Below are 18,614 nucleotides of genomic sequence, written 5' to 3'. Positions count from 1 at the left end.
CTATCCCTACATGCCTACCCCCCTTTTACGCATCAATAACCTGCAGGTAGATTTCGTTACAGAGATCGGCACTACCACGGCTGTCAATGATATATCACTGGAAGTACAGCGCGGAGAGATCGTAGCCATCGTGGGCGAATCGGGCTCCGGCAAATCAGTGACCTCCCTGTCTATCCTGCAACTGCATCCTACCCCACCGGCCAGGTACACAAAAGGCGAGATCCTTTTTTCACCGGACGGCGCTACCGCTGTTAACCTGCTCACCCAAACGCCGCAGCAATTGCGCGCCATACGGGGCAACCAGATAGCCATGATCTTCCAGGAGCCGATGAGCTCGCTCAATCCTGTATTTACCTGCGGGGACCAGGTCATGGAAGCCATCCGCCTGCATAGAAAGATCTCCAAAGAACAGGCTACCCAAAAAACGATAGAGTTGTTTGAGAAGGTGAGATTGCCCAACCCGGCACAGATCTTTCACCGTTATCCCCACCAGTTAAGTGGCGGACAAAAACAACGGGTGATGATTGCCATGGCCATGAGTTGTGAGCCCGATCTGCTCATTTGTGATGAGCCCACCACTGCCCTCGATGTAACAGTACAAAAGACCATTTTACAGCTCATCAAATCCCTGCAGCAAACGGAACAGATGGGCGTCATTTTCATTACGCATGACCTGGGCGTGGTAGCAGAAATAGCCGATAGAGCGGTGGTGATGTACAAAGGCAATATTGTAGAACAAGGCACTATTACCCAAATTTTCAATAGTCCCCAACACCCTTATACAAAGGGCCTGCTGGCCTGCCGGCCGGTGCTGCATCCGAAGGGAGAGCGGCTGCCGGTGGTGAGTGATTTTTTGGATGGGAAAACGAAGTCTGAAGCCGGAGGTTTGAAGTCTGGCTCAAATGCTCCGGCCTCCGGTTTCAGACCTCAGACTTCAGACCTCCTGCTTCGCGTAGAAAACCTCAGCGTATGGTTCCCTTCCAAAAAGACTTTCCTCGGCAAGCCGCTGGAATATACCAAAGCGGTAGATGAGGTGAGTTTCGAAGTATACAAAGGAGAAACGCTTGGACTGGTAGGTGAATCGGGCTGCGGCAAAACCACATTGGGCAGAACGATACTACGGCTGATAGAGCCTACCAAAGGAAAGATCATCTACGATGGTATTGACCTTACGGCGAAGAAAAGAGATGAATTAAAGGCCCTCCGGAAAGATATACAGATCGTTTTCCAGGACCCCTACTCTTCCCTCAATCCCCGGCTGACGGTGGGTGATGCCATTGCAGAACCGCTCCGGGTGCATCGCCTGCTGCCTACGCAGCAGCAACGCAAGGACAAGGTGGTGGAACTATTGGAAAAAGTGAACCTGAAAGCAGAACATGTTGACCGCTACCCGCATGAGTTTTCCGGCGGGCAGCGTCAGCGCATTGTAATCGCGCGGGCATTGGCGCTTAACCCTTCTTTTGTAGTATGTGATGAATCAGTATCTGCACTCGATGTAAGTGTGCAGGCCCAGGTACTGAACCTGCTGAATGACCTCAAAAAAGAATTCGGGTTCACCATCATCTTCATCTCCCACGATCTTTCGGTAGTGCGCTATATCAGCGACCGCATTATGGTGATGAATAAAGGCAGGATTGAAGAAATAGGCGAGGCAGAGGAAGTGTATTTCCATCCAAAGCAGGCCTATACGCAACAATTGATAGCCTCTATTCCGAAGGGAGTGGTATAAACCACTCAGTCTCTATACCTCCGGCTCTTCACCATTTCCGACATATAGCCTTTGTACAACCGGAGGTTGCGTGCTTCATAGAATTCAGAAGCGCTGCTCCGCTTGGCATATACCATTTCCTTCAGCATCTTCTCCAGTTGCTCTTTTACCGGCTTGTCATTTTCCAGCTTGCGTTCTTCCCGGGAAGTAAAATCATCGTCTTCCACATCCACCTCTCCTGCTTTTTCCGGCTGCATGCCTACAGCGGCCAGTTGCCAGCTTACATCATCCCGCATCCGTTTGTATTTATAAAAATGCACAAATCCTTTTTTCCCTTTGTAGGTCACCGGCAGCTTATCCAAGTACACCAATGTATCCATCTTTTCATAATGCTCCACTTCACTGTTCAGCAGGCTGCGGGTAATATCGGGTTGATTTTTATATTGTGCCGGAAACTTATCGGTCATCTTCAGCTTTTTCAGGTCGCCGTACAGCTCGCTCCGGTACTCATCCAGTTTGGCATACTTCATAAACAGGCTGTCGGGCACCGGTTGTTTATTGCGCAGCAGCAGGATAAAACTATTGTACAGCAATCGCCTGTCGGTCGTTTTCATCAACTGCTCAAAGAATCCCTGCACACCGGGGTTCTTGTCGCGGAAAGGCAGTAACAGGGCAGCATATTGGTCCAGCTCATAATTGCCTCCATCCATCTCGGGCTCCTCGTCATCATCGCCATAACCAAACAATAACATGTTCGGGCGCTTGTCTTTTTTACCTGCCCGTTCTATCTTCTCCTTGTCTTCCTTGGCCACCTGTTTCTTCAGCAATTGTTTGCCATCGAGGTACAGTTTGCTGAAATAAGGTTCATAATCGGCCGCCTTCAGGAACCCACTGTCCACCATCTTTCTCAACAGGTTCATCATCTGATTTTCATAATCATCTACATGCATCAGTTGCAGAATATCCGGAAAAATGGTTTTGGTGAGGGCAAGCGTATCCAGCAGGTTCTCCCAGCCCTCTTTCGTTGTCTCAATACCATATGCCCGGAACTTTCCGGCAGAAAGAGGAGGATAGGCCGTCCATGCGCCCCTGAGTCCCATCAGCCTGTAATCAAAAGAACCACTGCCATCGTCCATAATAGGTGGCTCCTGCAGGATAAGCTCTTTAAAGGCCGCAAAAGAAGTTTTGGTACGCTGGTCCAGCAGGGCATTGAGGATAGCATGCTGCAGCTCGGCTGTGTCTTTGATCTTCCAGTATAATTGCCGCAGGTAAGACGTGATGGTGCTGTCCTTTAACCCTCCCAGCTCACTGATCAGGTAACGTTTGGTAGACAGGTACTCCAGGTTATTCCAGTTCAGGGAGTCCACTGCCCGTTTTATGAAGGGCACATCCAGGGAATCAAACTGCACCTGGAATATAGACCTGGCGGCTTTTTTGGCTATTATACTGTCTTTGCTGAATAATTCTTTCAATGACCGCTCACCTTTACGGGTGAAGATAGATCCCCCTTTCAGGGTATCTGCCGGCGTAAAGCTGGTAAAGAAGTTCTGCAGGAAAGCACTTGGCCGGCTTAAGGTATCGGTAAGCGTGGTGATCGTAAATAAATGCCCTTCCTTGTACCAGGTTTTCACCATCAGCAGCCGGCTGCTGCCGGTATCGGAAAGATGCCATTCCCGGCATTGAATGCCTTTGGGCAGGTCATATCGCTTTTTGAAGCGGGTGATAAAAGTGCTGTCCTCATCCCATACCTTATCAAAACTCTCCTTCCAGAAGGTGGCGCTGTCTTTCCAGTAAGCGGTTTTGGGCAAAGCAGCATAGGTCACCAGTATCTTTTCTCCAATCGTATCATTGCCAATGAGCGTATACTTATTATCATCGCCTGCAAAAGCATCGCCTTCTTCGGCATCTTCAAAGGCCATCCGGTACAGGTCTTCCATACCTGTAGCTTCATCCTTCTTGGTGGTATCCGGCCATACGGGCGATTGTACGGTATAGTGCAATGACGTGTCTGTACGGGGTTTTACTTCCGGGTAAATAAACGGCTGCGGGGTAAAGGATTCTATGAACCGGCGCACATTGGCATTCTCCTTTTTATAATGGGCTATGACGGCATAATATACCGGTCCGCGGATAATGTACTTCACTGCACTGAAACTACCGTCTTTATGGCTGTACTTGCTTTCGAGCGCCGGATAACCTTTGAGGGAAGTGAATTGCCGGCTCAGTTGTTTTTCAATAAAGGAAGAATAACCATAGCTTTCATCCATCAGGTTCAGCTCAAAGCTGTCCTCTTCCACAAAAGAGTAATTGTGCAGGTTCACTTTCATCACCAGGTAATTGTTGCCATCCTGCTTGTCCCAGGCGCTGTATTCCAACCTGTCGGTACCCATATTATTGTCCCTTAACAAGGCCGGTGTATGCGGCGCCTGTATGCTGAAACCTCCTGTAGCGGGTTGCCAGTTAACCCATTCGCCGACATGGTATTCTTTGAGGTGTATAGACTGAAAGAATTTATCGGCTTCGGCGCCATGGAGAATGTATTCACCATTACCGCTCATTTTAAATACAACCAGCTCAAAGGGCGTAACGAATAGCTGGTACCGCTGGTGGTCGCCGCGGCGGGTGCGGTTGAGGATATCATACCCTTTGTACCCGTTCCTGGTGATCGGTGTTTTCTTTAATATTTTACCCGGCACATTTTCATAGAGCAGGCTATCCACTTTTTTGTACACGGTTTCGGTACTATGGCCAAAGGCGAGGCTGTTGGTCTTGATACGTGTGACCATGTAATAAGCGCCATTCACCATATCGGCATACTGCACCACATCCATGCCGCTCCATTCGGTAAACTGGTAGAATTTCTTACCGGGAATGTTGACCTTATAGAAACCATCGCCCGATGTTTGGGTCACAAAGGGATGGTCCATCCGTATTTTTTCAATGGCTTCCTTTTGTACGCTGTTACGGTCATCCATGATCACCGGCCGCAGGGAATAGCCTTTCTGCCGCAGCATTTCTATCACGCCTCTTTTACCCGGCAGGTGCGCGGCGCCTACCCCCACAAACAACGATTGCTTTTTGATGATGGAGTCAATAGAGTTGGCCTGGATCTCATTACGCTTGTAGAGGAACTTTTCCTGGAAGGCGTCTGAAAACACGGTCAGGGCCTCCAGGGAATCCAGCAGGTCAAGGTCGCCCCGGCGGTAAGCTTCTTCCACTTTTTTGGGATTGGTGATCATGCCTTCCATATCAAAGCTTTTCCGCTTCCTGTTCCGGTCGCGGATCATATCCCGGTAGGCTTCCATCACAAGCTTCTCGCTTTCTTCAAAATTCTCCACCCCGCTGAGGCGTTTGCCCAGCTTCTTGCCCACCTGGAAGATGTACATATCCAGGAAGGTATCTTCTTCAAAATCGTCCATGCGGGTGCCATAGGTGCGGTAGAGCATGCCATTGATCATGGAAGGTTCAACAGACAGGGCCGCTTTGATAGCCTCATCGTAGGTATCTATGGCAAAGGTGGTGATGCGCATATTGTCGGTCACAGGCTGCCATCCGCCCCGGAGTATATAACTATCCCGGCCGCCCCGCGATCCGAAAAAGGACGATTTGCTGTAGTCATCCTGCCAGCTTTCAGGATTGGTTTCCAGCGCTACCACATCGGCGCTTTTGATGGCATTGTAGAAGGTATCGCCGAGGTGAAAGGCCAGCTTATCGCTCACGTGCATGGTGCCGAAGAGGTAAGAAGGCTTTTTCATGCCCTTGCCGGTGATCTCCCAGAGCAGACTGGGGTACTTCTTTTCGATGCTCTTCATGGCAGTGCTGGCAGCCGGCGGCGAAGACGGCAATTTGGCCGGCCGCTTGCGCTGTTGGGCCCGGGAAGGCATCGCAAAAAAGATAAGCAGGGCAATAACAGGCAGGATAATTTTTCTCATAACGAGGAAGGGTTTACAGGGGGTATTCAGGCATCATGCCGGCGCCCCTGTGAAAGATGCTAAAAACGCCTGAGATCATAAAATAATTATTGTTTTTGTTTTCTTAAAATGGCCTTTTGCGGTGCCCCCCGGTCATTTTCCTGGTATGGACGGCCCCGGCCGGATTCTTTATTTTTTCATATGCTTGTTTTTTCCTACCTTCGCCCGCTTGAAATTTAGGCCTGACATGCTATCAAACCTGGTGCCGTAAGACCTGGTTTGCCCGGAGCACTCACCCCGATGTACCCGCTCTTACTACCGCTTGGTATCATGTGGCTACCTACCGTAATAAAATTGTTATAATTCACATGAAACTGTCACAGTTCAGGTTTGATTTACCGCTTAATCTCATTGCCCAACACCCTACGAAGAAACGTGAAGATGCCCGCATGATGGTGGTGCACCGTAAGACCGGCCAGATTGAAAACAAGCATTTCCGCGACATCATGGATTATTTTGATGACAAGGATGTATTTGTAGTCAACAATACCAAAGTATTCCCTGCCCGGATGTATGGCCGCAAAGAAAAAACAGGCGCCAAGATTGAAGTATTCCTTTTAAGAGAATTGAATAAGCCCAACCGCCTTTGGGATGTGATCGTTGATCCCGCCCGTAAGATCCGTGTGGGCAATAAATTGTACTTCGGCGAAAATGATGAACTGGTAGCCGAAGTCATTGACAATACCACCTCCCGCGGCAGAACGATCCGCTTCCTGTGGGATGGCACCGACGATGAGTTTCGCCAGATGCTGGAATTCCTGGGTGAAACACCCCTGCCCAAATACATTAAGCGTAAACCGGAAGCAGAAGACAAAGAGCGCTTCCAGACCGTTTACGCCAAGCACGAAGGCGCTGTAGCCGCCCCCACTGCCGGCCTCCACTTCAGCATTGAGCTGATCAAAAGGCTGGAGATTAAGGGTATCCGCTTCGCCGAAGTAACCCTGCATACCGGCCTCGGTACTTTCCGCCCGATTGAAGTGGAAGACCTGAGCAAGCACAAGATGGATGCAGAATACTACCGCATAGAAGATACTGCCTGCAAGATCGTGAACAAGGCAATTGAAGGCGGTCACCGTATCTGCTCCGTAGGTACTACCACCATGCGGGCGCTGGAATCTTCCTACACCGCCGAAAAGCTGCTGAAGCCTTCTGAAGGCTGGACGAATATCTTCATCCACCCGCCTTACCAGTTCAATATCGCCGATGCCCTGGTGACCAACCTGCACCTGCCCAAAACAAGCCTGCTGATCATGACCTGCGCTTTTGCCGGTTATGACCTGGCCATGGAAGCTTATAAGAAGGCGATCAAGGACAAATACCGCTTCTTCAGCTATGGAGATGCGATGATCGTGATCTAAGACGTTCCGGATTTGGGGTCCCGTGTTCCGGGTTCTTCCTGCTCAACAACATAATGAACAAAAGCTCCACTTAAGTGGGGCTTTTTTCTTTTCCCCTTTCATGTCTTAACCCCATGTATTACTTTCGTGGCCGTATGAGCACTTCCAATAAAATACGCATTCTGGAAACGATCAGGCAGGGACAGATCGGTGGCGGGGAAAGTCATTTATTAAGCCTGGTAGAGAACCTGGACAAGAGCCGCTTTGAGCCTGTAGTACTTTCTTTTACCGATGGCCCCATGGTAGACCGGCTGAAGGAAATGGGCATACAAACGGAAGTGATCTATACAGAGAAACCATTCGATATCGGCAAATGGAAAAGAGTAAAGGCCTTTATTGAATCGAATAATATTCAACTGGTGCATGCCCATGGCACCCGGGCCAATTCCAATGTATTCTGGGCCACCAAAAAGCTGAAACTCCCCCTCGTATATACCATTCATGGATGGTCGTTCCATGATGACCAGAACCCGTTGATCAAAAAAGTGCGGGTGCTGGGTGAACAATTGCTGACCAAAAGATCGGATATCAATATTTCTGTTTCTGCCTCCAACCAACAAAGCGGCAAGCAATATTTCAGCGGGTTTGAATCGGTGGTAGTGAATAATGGCATTGACCAGCACAAGTTCAACCCTGCCCGTTCTTTTAAAGATGTACGCAGTGAGCTGCATATACCTAAAGACGTAACGCTGGTATTGTTCGTAGCCCGCTTTATTCACCAGAAACAACCCCTGAAGCTGATCAGTGCTTTTGCCCGGGCGGTGAAGCAATTGCCTTCCCTGCGCCTGCTGATGGTGGGTGATGGTGACCAGAAACCGGAAGCATTGGAAATGGTAAAGCAATTGGGTATTACTGACCAGGTGATCTTCTCCCCCTTCCGGCAGGATGTACCCGATGTGCTGGCAGCCGCTGATATTTTCGTGCTGCCCTCTTTATGGGAAGGATTGCCCATCGGTTTATTGGAAGCCATGGCCATGGGCAAGGCGATTATCGGCACGAAAGTAGACGGCACTTCAGAAGTGATACAGCATGATGTAAACGGCCTGCTGCTGCCGGTAGAAACGCTGGACAATACCCTTCCTCAAACGATTATACAACTTACGGATGCTTCATTACGGGAGCGCCTGGGCCGGGAAGCGAGAACTACCATCAGCTCCACTTATAGTGCCGCCAACATGACAAAACAGATTGAAGCGATATATGACCAATTACTGAAACGATAGCCGCTCACTATTTACCACTTGCTTTCTCGCTTACCTCGTGAACCGGAACACATAGGTCCTTTCACCATCATACAGATAAGCCGTGAAGCGGTTGGTGCCTGTGAACACAATTTCGTCAAAGTATTCAGACCGCACATCGTGGGTTACAAAATCAGTCACATTGATACTAAGCGTACGCACATAACGGCCATCACAAACTGAGTTGCCATTTTCATCTATATAACAGTCCGGGATATTGCGGCTGCGGATATCCCAGCGGCCTTCATAAAAACCGCCATAGCCATCTTCATATTCCACCTGTCCGTTGCCATAAAAAGTAAACCGGCCACCGGTAAAGTTGAGGTTGGTGCTGCCCCAGCCTACCTTGTCTACGTCGGTCAATTCCCACACACCTTCAATGCGGTCATCGTATGGTTTAAAAATATCTTTGCTACAACCGGTGAAGCCTATTAAAACAACAAGTAATGTTGAAAGGGAGTATAGCTTTTTCATAAACGTCTGGTTTATTGTATGACCTGAAGGTAGACTCATAAGTTACATGAGTCAATGTCTCCCACCCCTGTTTTAACTTAATATTCTGTGAAAGAAAAGTAAAGGGAAGCTGCTCCGTTTTGCATTATATTTGATCAATAACTCACACCATATGAAAAGTACGCTGATCACGTTATCCTTTTTTTGTATTATCCAGACTGCTATGTCACAAACCACGATCCCCTTGTATGAAAACGGCATTCCCAATTCAAAGCCGGTACCTGATAAAGAAAGCTCCGTAGTGAGCCCTGCAGATGGCAAACTGCGCATCAGCTATGTTACCAATCCCACCCTCACGGTTTATCCCGCACCGCCGGAAAAAGCAACCGGCACAGCCATCGTCATCTGCCCCGGTGGTGGTTATTCCATCTTAGCCGCCAGCCACGAAGGATCGGATGTAGCCCGCCGGTTCAATGAAATGGGCGTTACCGCCATTGTATTGAAATACCGCCTGCCCAATGATACCAGCATGGTCAATAAAGAGATCGGGCCCCTGCAGGATGCGCAAAAGGCCATCGAAGTAGTGCGGGCAAAGGCAGCCGAATGGAATATTAACAAAGACCAGGTAGGTATTATCGGGTTCTCAGCAGGCGGGCACCTCGCTTCTACAGCAGGCACCCATTTTAACTATGACTACCTTACCAACCACGCTTATAAGAAGGCTAAAAAGTCGCCGCTGCGGCCCAACTTTATGGTCCTCATCTACCCTGTGATCAGCTTCAGTGATAGCCTCGCCCACAAAGGCTCCCGCACCAAACTGCTGGGTGAGCACCCCACTACCGAAAAGATGATCCAATACTCCAACGAATTACAGGTTACCAAAGCGACACCGCCCACCTTCCTGGTGCATGCCAAAGACGATAAAACAGTGGTGGTACAAAACAGTGAACACTTTTATGAAGCCTTACAAGAGCACCATGTGCCTGCTGAAATATACCTGTATGAAAAAGGAGGCCATGGCTTCGGCATGATCAATAAAACCAGCGAAGTGAAATGGATGGACCTGGTGGAACAATGGATGAGAAGCAATAAGTGGATTAAGTAGCAAACCACCGGCTAAAAACTATCTTATCCTTTCCGGATCATAATCCACCGGGAGCATGTGGGCAATCTTTTCACTCCAGGCCCAGTAGCCAAGAGAAAAAAGCTCCTGTGGCGGATAATAGACACCTGACGCTTCCACCACCACCGGGCCGCCCTGCAGCAGCACAATGTCCGACCGAGGATACCAGGGCTTACGATTTTGGAGGAAACGATCTAGGTAAGCCTCTTCTTCCTTTCCATTTTTATAGGTGATGTGGAGGTAATGCGGAAATTGGAGCAAACGCGCAGAGTCCGTATCCTTGCGGATAACGATACTGTCGGCCGTCAGCAAAGGCGGAAAAACAATATCCTTAAAGTCCGGCTGTTGCAAAATGCGGTTGTAATAGGCGGTGGAATCGCTTACGATGGCCGTAACGCCGCCGCCTTTCATAACCATCCTTTGTCCCGTACCTATATTCCTTCTCCACAGGGAGGCATATTCTTTTTTCACCCGCTCCTTTTCAAAGTTGGGCTCCTTGACCATGCGCTGCACTTCAAATCCATCTTGCTTCAGTTGGTTGGCATGCAACGATCGCATGAAATGCATCATAGACCCTTCATACGCATGTTTACGATTGTTGATCCACCGCCGGGGGATCCGGTTACGGTCTTCCGACAGGTCTTCAAACAAAGTATAACCCACAAACAGCAGGGCACGCTCCTTCATGTTGTAGATAAAATCTTCCAACTGGTATTGTATCCGGTATCCCAGCGCTTTGTTCTCAATGATGAGGGGTTCATCGGCCACAGCGATCAGTTTATTCTCTTTCTTCGAATAACGGAACCTGATGACCTGGGAATTTTTGATCACGCATTGACGGGAGGCAGCCGTAGTACCAATGAAGTTTTCCGTAAACACGCGGCCCCACTTTGCCCATCCGTCCTTTTCCCAAGGCTCTACCACTACTGATTCCAGTTCTGTTACTTTGGGCTTTAACTGAATGGAGAGAAAAAGTGGCAACGAATCGGCAGAGAATGGCCGTATAACCGTAGTAAAACCAATGGAAGATATGATGAGCTCATAAGAACCTTTGGGTGGCAGGTCTGTCAACGCAAAATGCCCACTGGCATTGGTAGCTGTTCCTTTGGAAGTGCCATTGACGAAGATACTGGCACTGGCAATAGCGGCGCCGGTGGCAGCATTGGTAATGGTACCTGAAATACGGTATTTATCCTGCGCCAGCGTGGAAAAAGTACATAGCAACAGCAATCCTGCAAACCACACAATGTTGACAACGTTTCTCACTACTATAAAATATAGGTAAGGGTTTTCACCCGCTTGATCAATCTCCGGCTTTCGTATTCGACTGCCAAAAAAGAAAAGCCGGTATGTATAATACCGGCTAAGATAATAAACAAGTTTGGGAGGTTATAACCACTGTTAAAGAAACCCTCCTATATTGGGCAATTTTAATATTAATCGCTCCCCAAATGGGGGAAAATTGCCATACAATACCCGGTTTGTGGTATTGTTTATTTACTTTTTTTATGCTAATCCAAACAATCCTTTATTCAGCAATTGCAGGGTTTGTGTTTTATAGGAAGAAGGAAGCAGGATAGACACATTGTGTTTGCTGCCACCATAGCTTACCATGCGCACAGGCACCGGTGTGAGCGCTTCAAACAGTTTGCTCAGCACATTCTGCGTTTGGGCAATTTCGTTACCTACAACAGAGATGATGGTATGATCGGCTTCCACTTCAATGGTGCCAAATGGTTCCAGTTCCTTGACAATCGCTTTGAGGTGTGTACCACTGTCAATCGTTACGGATACCGCCACTTCCGAAGTGGTGATCATATCAATAGGCGTGCGGTATTTTTCAAACACCTCGAATATCTTACGCAGGAAACCATAGGCCAGCAACATACGGCTGCTCTTGATGTTGATGGCGATGATGCCATCTTTGGCAGCTACAGCTTTTACGCCTACAGAACCTGCTTCCTGTGTGATCACCGTGCCTGCTGCCTGCGGCTGCATGGTATTGAGCAGCTTCACCGGCACCTTCTGTTGTTGCGCAGGCCATATACAGGTAGGGTGTAAGATCTTGGCGCCGAAGTAAGCCAGCTCGGCTGCTTCTTCAAAGCTCAGTTGTTCTATCGGCAGGGTCTTCTTCACCACGCGCGGATCATTATTGTGCATGCCGTCAATGTCGGTCCATATTTCACATACAGAAGCATTCACTGCGGCAGCCACGAGAGAAGCGGTATAATCACTGCCACCACGCTTCAGGTTATCCACCTCGCCACGCACATTGCGGCAGATGTATCCCTGGGTGATAAACAGTTTTTTACTCTTTTGTTGCTCCAGGATGGGCATGAGCTTCGCCTTGATGGCCGGCACCTGTGGTTCATCATGAATGTCAATGCTCATGAACTCCAGGGCTGGTAACAGTGCATGATCTATCCCTTTTTCTTCGAGATAAACACTGAAGAGTTTGGTAGAAAGCAGCTCACCCTGCGCCAGGATATCCTTGCTCAGTGCTTCGCTGAATGATATTTTGAGTATGATGGTCAGGAATTCGAAATGTTCTGCTACGATACGCTTCGCCTTTTCCAGCGTAGCATCGGTCTTTAACAGTTCACGGATGAAAGACTGGTAATGGGCTTCCAGCTTTTCAATTTGCTGCTTAGCAGTTTCGCGGTCTCCTCCAGCCATGGATTCACCGATAGATACCAGTGCATTGGTAGTACCACTGAGGGCGCTCAACACTACAATCTTAGGTTCTGCATCTTTGGTGATCAGCTCTGCCACCTGATGCATACGCTCCGGCTTACCTACTGAGGTACCGCCGAATTTCATAATTTTCATGATTTACTCTCCTGTTCCGCTACTGGCGGAATGTTTTGGTTGGAAAATAATTTTTTTGGCAGGCAAAGATAAGGCTTGAAGCGTTTCGGGTCTCGGGTTTTAAGTTTCGGGTTCTTTCTGTGCTACTACGGACTAAAAGGTAAAAGCCAGAATGTGCCACCATTAACCAGGTTGTCCAGGTCGCGGAGCAACCCGAAACGCCGAACCCGGCACCCGGAACCTATAACTGTATGCCAAACTTCTCTCCCAGCAGCTCCAGGTCTTCCGACACAGAGTTCAACAGCGGGATCCCTGCCTTCATGCGGTTAGCTTCCATCTCCCGTTCAGGATCGCCGGGAATCAGTACCTGCTCTTCTCCGGCTACAGGCGTAGCGCTGCGGAAGCGGCGTATCCACTTGTCCATGTGGAATTTAAAGTCGGCCGCCGGACGAAAGGCATCCACCCGCATGGCCCCAAAGAAATGGCCTATCCCCTTGCCCGGCATCTCCGTAGGCATGGGTACATAGGCAGGAAAAGGAGGCACCCAGGGGCCGTAATTGGCGCCGCTCAATACTGCAGAGAAGATATCCACCACTGCGCCCAGTGCATAGCCTTTATGGCTGCCATGCTCCCTGTCGCCGCCAAGGGGCAGTAAGGCCCCGCCTGATTTCAGCTCATGGGGATTGGTGGAGGGGTTGCCCTCCTTATCCTGTACCCAGCCGGTGGGGGTCTCCTTGCTCTTGCGTTGCAATATTTCCAGTTTGCCGTTGGCAGCGGTCGTAGTGGCCAGGTCGGCCACAAAAGCGGGCTCCTCCCCGGCTGGTATGGCTACACAGATGGGATTGGTGCCCAGCAGTCTTTCTACCGAAAAAGTGGGTGCTACCAGCGGACTGGCATTGGTCATGGCAATGCCGATCATATCCTGTTCCAGGGCCATCATGGCATGGTAGCCTGCTATGCCAAAATGATTGCTGTTCTGTACGCTCACCCAGCCGGTACCCACCTGTTTGGCTTTGTCAATAGCTACCTGCATAGCAAAAGGCGCTACCACCAGGCCCAGTCCGCCATCACCATCCACCACCGCAGTGGAGGGGGTTTCATGGATGATATGCACATGGGGGTTTGTATTGGCGCGTTTGGCTTCCCACAGGCGTACATACCCGCTCAGGCGGGCCACGCCATGGGAATCCACCCCCCGCAGGTCGGCCGACAACAATACTTTGGTAGCGATATCAGCATCTGCCGCAGAACAACCGATCTGCTCAAACACTGCTTTGGTAAATTTGAATAACTGTTGGTAGGGATATATTCTTTCTGACATGATTGATTTTTAATGTTGATATTGAATTCACTATTGACCATTCACTATGCCTTTTCTTCCCAGTCTTTCATTTACTTTATCCAGCACCGCTTCCGGCGTGATCAGTTGCATACATTTAAAATGTCCTTTCGGGCATTTGTTGTAACCTATTTTGGAACAGGGGCGGCAGGACAGGTTTTTGATCTCCATGATATCGTACGATTGTTGCCGCATGTAAGGGTACATACCAAATTCAGGCACGGTATTGCCCCAAAGAGAGATAATGGGCTTGTTAAAAGCCGCAGCAATATGCATTAACCCGGTATCATTGGTAACGATCAGTTTGGCGCGCCTGACCAGGTCGGCCGATTCATGCAGGTTGAACTTGCCGCAGGCATTGTAGATCTTCACCGGGTCGGTTGCAGCAATAGCTTCTCCATCTGCCACATCCTCCTTACCGCCCAGTAAAATGATGGGATGCTGTAGGGAAGCGCAAAACGCCTTCAGTTTTTCCAGCGGGTACTTTTTGGTATTGAGCGCTGCACCGATCACCACCCCAATATAACCTGCATGGTGGGCAGTGGGAATATCGCTTTCCTGTACCTTGTCCTGCTCAGGAATAAAATAATCCAGCCCGGCGCCGTCGTTGCGGATGCCGAAGGACTGCAGGGTATCGAGGTAGCGGTCTACAATATGTACCTCCGGCAGGCGGTTGATCTTAAAATTGGTGAGCAGCCATTTGGGGATGTTGAGCTTATTGAAGGAAAAGGATTGCTTGCCCAATGCCCGCTTTACCTTCAGCGTGCGCAGGTTATGGTGCAGGTCGATCACATAATCAAAATCTTCTTCCCGCAGGGAGGCGATCATGGCCTCAAAATCATCCTGCAGGTAATGCACCTTATCGATATAGGGGTTGGTATTTACAATGGCGCCATAGGAAGGTTTGGTGAGGTAATGCACCTCAGCCGTCAACACCTGTTTTTTCAGGCATCGCACAACCGGTGTGGTCAATACGATATCACCAATGGAGGAAAAACGGATGATGAGAAATTTCATGCCCGCGAAGTTAAGGCTTCCTATTTCTCCACATAATTCAGGTCCTTATGAAAAGTTTCCTGGGTAAAATAAGCGGCAACCAGTGAAATGACCATCACAATAATGCCGGTTACAACCGCACTGTAAATAAATCCCCATTTCCAGGAGTCCTGGAATACATCTTTGAACATGATATTGATCAGTGGCAGCGCCCCCCGCACCATATTGGGTATGGTGGTGGCGGCAGTAGCCCGCAGGTTGGTGCCAAACTGTTCGGCGCCCATGGTTACAAAGATGGCCCAGAAGCCGGTGCTGAAGCCCAGCGCCGCACAGGCCGCATACATAGTCGCATCATTTTTGATATTGCCGCTGAAGAAATAGATACCCGATACAATGGAGAAAAAGTAGAACAGGTACAGTGCTTTCTTCCTGCTTTTAAAGTATTGGCTGACGAGCCCCACCAGGATATCGCCTATGGCAATAGCTGCATAGGCAAACATGATGGCCCGGCCTGATTCTATGTTGTTTTTACCATAAAACTCAGTAGCAAACCGGTTGCTGAGGTTCACCAATATGCCAATGACATACCAGGTAGGCAACCCAATGAGGATGGCAAGGATGTATTTCCGGAAACGTTCGCCATTGGTGAAGAACATGAACAGGTTGCCCTTTTGTACATGTTCCTGTGATTTTACAGCCTTGAACATGCCGCTTTCAGCTACGCTGATGCGGAGCACTAACAGCACGATGCCCAGGCCGCCACCTATTTTATAGCAAAGACGCCAGTCCTGATCGGTAAACTGGAACGTAAAATAAGCGAATACGGCGCCAAACAAACCAATACCGGCTACCAGTGAGGTACCAATACCTCTTTTATTTTTAGGCAGTAATTCACTAACGAGGGTAATACCGGCGCCCAGTTCCCCTGCCAGGCCAAGACCTGCTACAAAACGCGCCCAGGCATATTGGTCGGTATCCTTTACATACCCGGTAAGAAAGTTGGCAACAGAATACAACAGGATGGAACCGAATAATACGCTCAGGCGTCCCTTTTTATCACCCATAATACCCCATACAATACCGCCGATGAGTAACCCCACCATTTGCCAGTTGATGATCTTGGTACTGGCGGCAAGGACCATCTTGGTATTTGTCAGGTCTACACCCAGACCTGCCAGACTAGGTTCGCGTACAATGGTAAACAGAAGCAGATCATAAATGTCTACGAAATATCCAAGGGCAGCTACAATGACAGCAATGTTAAAAACAGAAGCAGGTTTCTGTTGCATAGGCTATTCGGGCGTTGTTTCGTTAGTAGGCGGCAGCTTTTCTTCGCCGGCCTTTCTTTTTCCAAAGAATATTTTGAAGAGTACCGGCGCCGTAGTCACCAGTATAATACTAATTACAATGACCTCCAGGTGCTGTTTCAGGTCAAATCCAAACTGCGACAGGATCCATTTTTGCAGGAAGTGGCCGGCAAAGAGCATACTGAATACCCAGGCCAGGCAGCCTACTATATTATAATAGGTAAATTTCTTTCTATCCATTTGCACAATACCAGCCACAATGGGGGCAAAAGTGCGGATGATGGGCAGGAAACGGGCTATTACAATGGCGCTCCCCCCTCTCTTTTCATAAAAATCATGCGCCTGGTGCAGGTAGTGTTTCTTGAATAGCATGTTATCTTTCCAATGGTACATGGCCGGCCCGATCTTACGGCCGGTCCAGTAGCCCACCATATTGCCCAGTATACCCATGAACGAAATAAGCAGCCACAGCAGGATGAGGTCCAGCCATTCATTGCGTACATGACCCAGGCCCACCAATTGTAATAATTCATTCGTAATACCCGGCTTACCGCCTTCCCCTTCATGGGCATAGATGCCTGCTACAAACAGGAGGGAATCGCCCGGTAAAAAAAAGCCGGCAAATAATCCGGTTTCAGCAAATACCACGAACAGCAATAACCACAAGCCACCATTCTCTATATAGAACTGAGGGTTTAATAACTGCTTCCAGTGAAAATCCAGTAAGATCATGTCCAGCAAACTCATACTACGTGCTTAAAAGTATTAAGGTATTAGCGTTTAGGTTAATCAGCTTTAAATGCCATTGCCTTTTCATCATCAAATTCGCCTTCCCACCGTGCAATGACGCAACTGGCCAGGGTATTACCGATCACATTTACCGATGTCCTGGCCATATCCATCAGTTCATCAATTCCCAAAATAGCCATAATAGGCCATAACGGTAATCCGAAAGAAGCCGCCGTTCCCAACAGGATAACCAATGAAGCCCTGGGTACGCCTGCCACTCCTTTGCTGGTTAACATGAGCGTTAGTCCCATCATCGCCTGTTGACCAATACTCATATGTATGCCGGCCGCCTGCGCCACAAATACGGAAGCCAGCGATAAATATAAAGTAGTGCCATCCAGGTTAAATGTGTACCCTGTAGGTAGCACGAACGACACAATTTTGCGCGGCACACCAAACTTCTCCATATTTTCCATGGCGATTGGCAAAGCGGATTCAGAACTGGTAGTGGCAAAGGCAATGGAAACCGGTTCTGAAATGGCCTTTATAAATTGTTTGATGGGAATGCGTATAATGGATGCAATAGTGAACAACACAACAACGAGGAAGACAAATAAGGCTACATATAAGGTGATCAGTAATTTTAATAAAGAGGCAAGGACCCCTATCCCCAGGTGACCTACCGTAACAGCAATGGCTGCCCCCACCCCAAATGGCGCAAAGTGCATAATAATATTGGTGAACTTAAACATGGTTTCTGCCAGGCTTTCAGAGAACTTCAACAAAGGTTTGCGTTTCTCTTCTGTGAGCAGGGCCAGTGAAATACCAAAAATTACACTGAATACTACAATGGGCAAAACATCGCCATTATAAACAGATTTTACAAAATTCTCGGGGAAGATATGCAGGATGACTTCCTGCCATGATTGCGGCTTTGTTTCGGGCAACTCCTGGTTAAAGCCTTCCGGTATGGTAATGCCCACACCAGCCTGTGAAATGTTTATAGCGATCAATCCAATGGCCAGGGCCAGGGTGGTTACAATCTCGAAATACAGAATAGATTTCCACCCCATCCGCCCTACCTGCTTCAGGTTTGAATGGCCCGCAATACCTACTACCAGGGTGGCAAACAGGATGGGTGCAATAATGGTTTTGACCATACGCAGGAAAATCTGGCTGAGAAACCGGAGATTTTGAGCAAATGCAGGAAAATCCAACCCGATCCCTATTCCTATCACCATGCTGACCAGTATCCAGGTAGTAAGCGACCGCCTGGCAATGGCAAATAAGATAAGACTGGCGATGAACAGCCAATGGGCTGCCTGTAATATGGCTTTGGGAATGGGAGCAATGTTATAAAAGTGGAGGAAATAAAGAACTGCTACAAGGCTAAGCAGCAGCAATACAAGAATCCCAATCCTGCGTTTATTCATAATGTAGTATATGGTGAGGCTTTGAAACGAATGAGCGTTTCCTATAAATAATAGCCTGCAATATAAGGTATATCGCTAAAAAACAATGGCCTGTAAAACCGGAGTATTG

At 48.7% G+C, this 18,614-nt stretch carries 13 protein-coding genes; 4 read left to right on the top strand and 9 right to left on the bottom strand.

All coding sequences use genetic code 11. The features are described 5' to 3' along the window. The first annotated feature begins 10 nt into the window (after positions 1-10). On the top strand, positions 11-1,729 hold the full coding sequence (locus HB364_RS20390) for an ABC transporter ATP-binding protein (RefSeq protein ID WP_167290171.1): 1,719 nt from the start codon (positions 11-13) through the stop codon (positions 1,727-1,729). A gap of 5 nt (positions 1,730-1,734) precedes the next feature. On the opposite strand, the gene HB364_RS20385 is transcribed toward HB364_RS20390, so the two are convergent. Then, complete coding sequence (locus HB364_RS20385; RefSeq protein WP_167290170.1) at positions 1,735-5,640, bottom strand: TraB/GumN family protein; 3,906 nt, start codon at positions 5,638-5,640, stop codon at positions 1,735-1,737. Between the two features lie 347 nt (positions 5,641-5,987). On the opposite strand from HB364_RS20385, the gene queA reads away from it, so the two are divergent. After that, a complete protein-coding gene (gene queA / locus HB364_RS20380) occupies positions 5,988-7,037 on the top strand; it encodes a tRNA preQ1(34) S-adenosylmethionine ribosyltransferase-isomerase QueA (RefSeq protein ID WP_167290169.1) in 1,050 nt (349 codons plus the stop codon). Positions 7,038-7,150: 113 nt separating this feature from the next. Further along, positions 7,151-8,299 carry a glycosyltransferase family 4 protein gene (locus HB364_RS20375; protein ID WP_167290168.1) on the top strand — a complete coding sequence of 383 codons (1,149 nt, stop codon included), beginning with the start codon at positions 7,151-7,153 and terminating at the stop codon, positions 8,297-8,299. A gap of 30 nt (positions 8,300-8,329) precedes the next feature. On the opposite strand, the gene HB364_RS20370 is transcribed toward HB364_RS20375, so the two are convergent. Beyond that, positions 8,330-8,791 carry a hypothetical protein gene (locus HB364_RS20370; protein ID WP_167290167.1) on the bottom strand — a complete coding sequence of 154 codons (462 nt, stop codon included), beginning with the start codon at positions 8,789-8,791 and terminating at the stop codon, positions 8,330-8,332. A gap of 151 nt (positions 8,792-8,942) precedes the next feature. On the opposite strand from HB364_RS20370, the gene HB364_RS20365 reads away from it, so the two are divergent. Continuing rightward, on the top strand, positions 8,943-9,875 hold the full coding sequence (locus tag HB364_RS20365) for an alpha/beta hydrolase (protein ID WP_167290166.1): 933 nt from the start codon (positions 8,943-8,945) through the stop codon (positions 9,873-9,875). Positions 9,876-9,893: 18 nt separating this feature from the next. Here the strand turns inward: HB364_RS20365 and HB364_RS20360 are convergent, their stop codons facing one another. From HB364_RS20360 to HB364_RS20330, 7 genes are all read right to left on the bottom strand, one after another. Further along, on the bottom strand, positions 9,894-11,159 hold the full coding sequence (locus HB364_RS20360) for a carboxypeptidase-like regulatory domain-containing protein (RefSeq protein ID WP_167290165.1): 1,266 nt from the start codon (positions 11,157-11,159) through the stop codon (positions 9,894-9,896). Between the two features lie 240 nt (positions 11,160-11,399). Further along, positions 11,400-12,722, bottom strand: coding sequence for an aspartate kinase (locus HB364_RS20355; protein WP_167290164.1), 1,323 nt, complete (start codon positions 12,720-12,722; stop codon positions 11,400-11,402). 220 nt (positions 12,723-12,942) lie between these two features. After that, positions 12,943-14,022 carry an Ldh family oxidoreductase gene (locus HB364_RS20350; protein ID WP_167290163.1) on the bottom strand — a complete coding sequence of 360 codons (1,080 nt, stop codon included), beginning with the start codon at positions 14,020-14,022 and terminating at the stop codon, positions 12,943-12,945. Positions 14,023-14,052: 30 nt separating this feature from the next. Next, positions 14,053-15,057 (bottom strand): glycosyltransferase family 9 protein, encoded by a 1,005-nt coding sequence (locus HB364_RS20345; RefSeq protein ID WP_167290162.1) that lies wholly within the window; start codon positions 15,055-15,057, stop codon positions 14,053-14,055. Positions 15,058-15,077: 20 nt separating this feature from the next. After that, on the bottom strand, positions 15,078-16,325 hold the full coding sequence (locus tag HB364_RS20340) for an MFS transporter (protein ID WP_167290161.1): 1,248 nt from the start codon (positions 16,323-16,325) through the stop codon (positions 15,078-15,080). A gap of 3 nt (positions 16,326-16,328) precedes the next feature. After that, positions 16,329-17,090 (bottom strand): DedA family protein, encoded by a 762-nt coding sequence (locus tag HB364_RS20335; RefSeq protein ID WP_246228556.1) that lies wholly within the window; start codon positions 17,088-17,090, stop codon positions 16,329-16,331. Between the two features lie 38 nt (positions 17,091-17,128). After that, positions 17,129-18,505, bottom strand: a complete 1,377-nt coding sequence (locus HB364_RS20330) for a dicarboxylate/amino acid:cation symporter (RefSeq protein ID WP_167290160.1) — start codon at positions 18,503-18,505, stop codon at positions 17,129-17,131. Positions 18,506-18,614: the final 109 nt, after the last annotated feature.

It is taken from the genome of Paraflavitalea devenefica (genome assembly GCF_011759375.1).
GTDB lineage: Bacteria > Bacteroidota > Bacteroidia > Chitinophagales > Chitinophagaceae > Paraflavitalea > Paraflavitalea devenefica.
The sequence above is the reverse complement of the archived record's forward strand: the minus strand, read 5'-3'. Positions and strand labels throughout refer to the sequence as shown.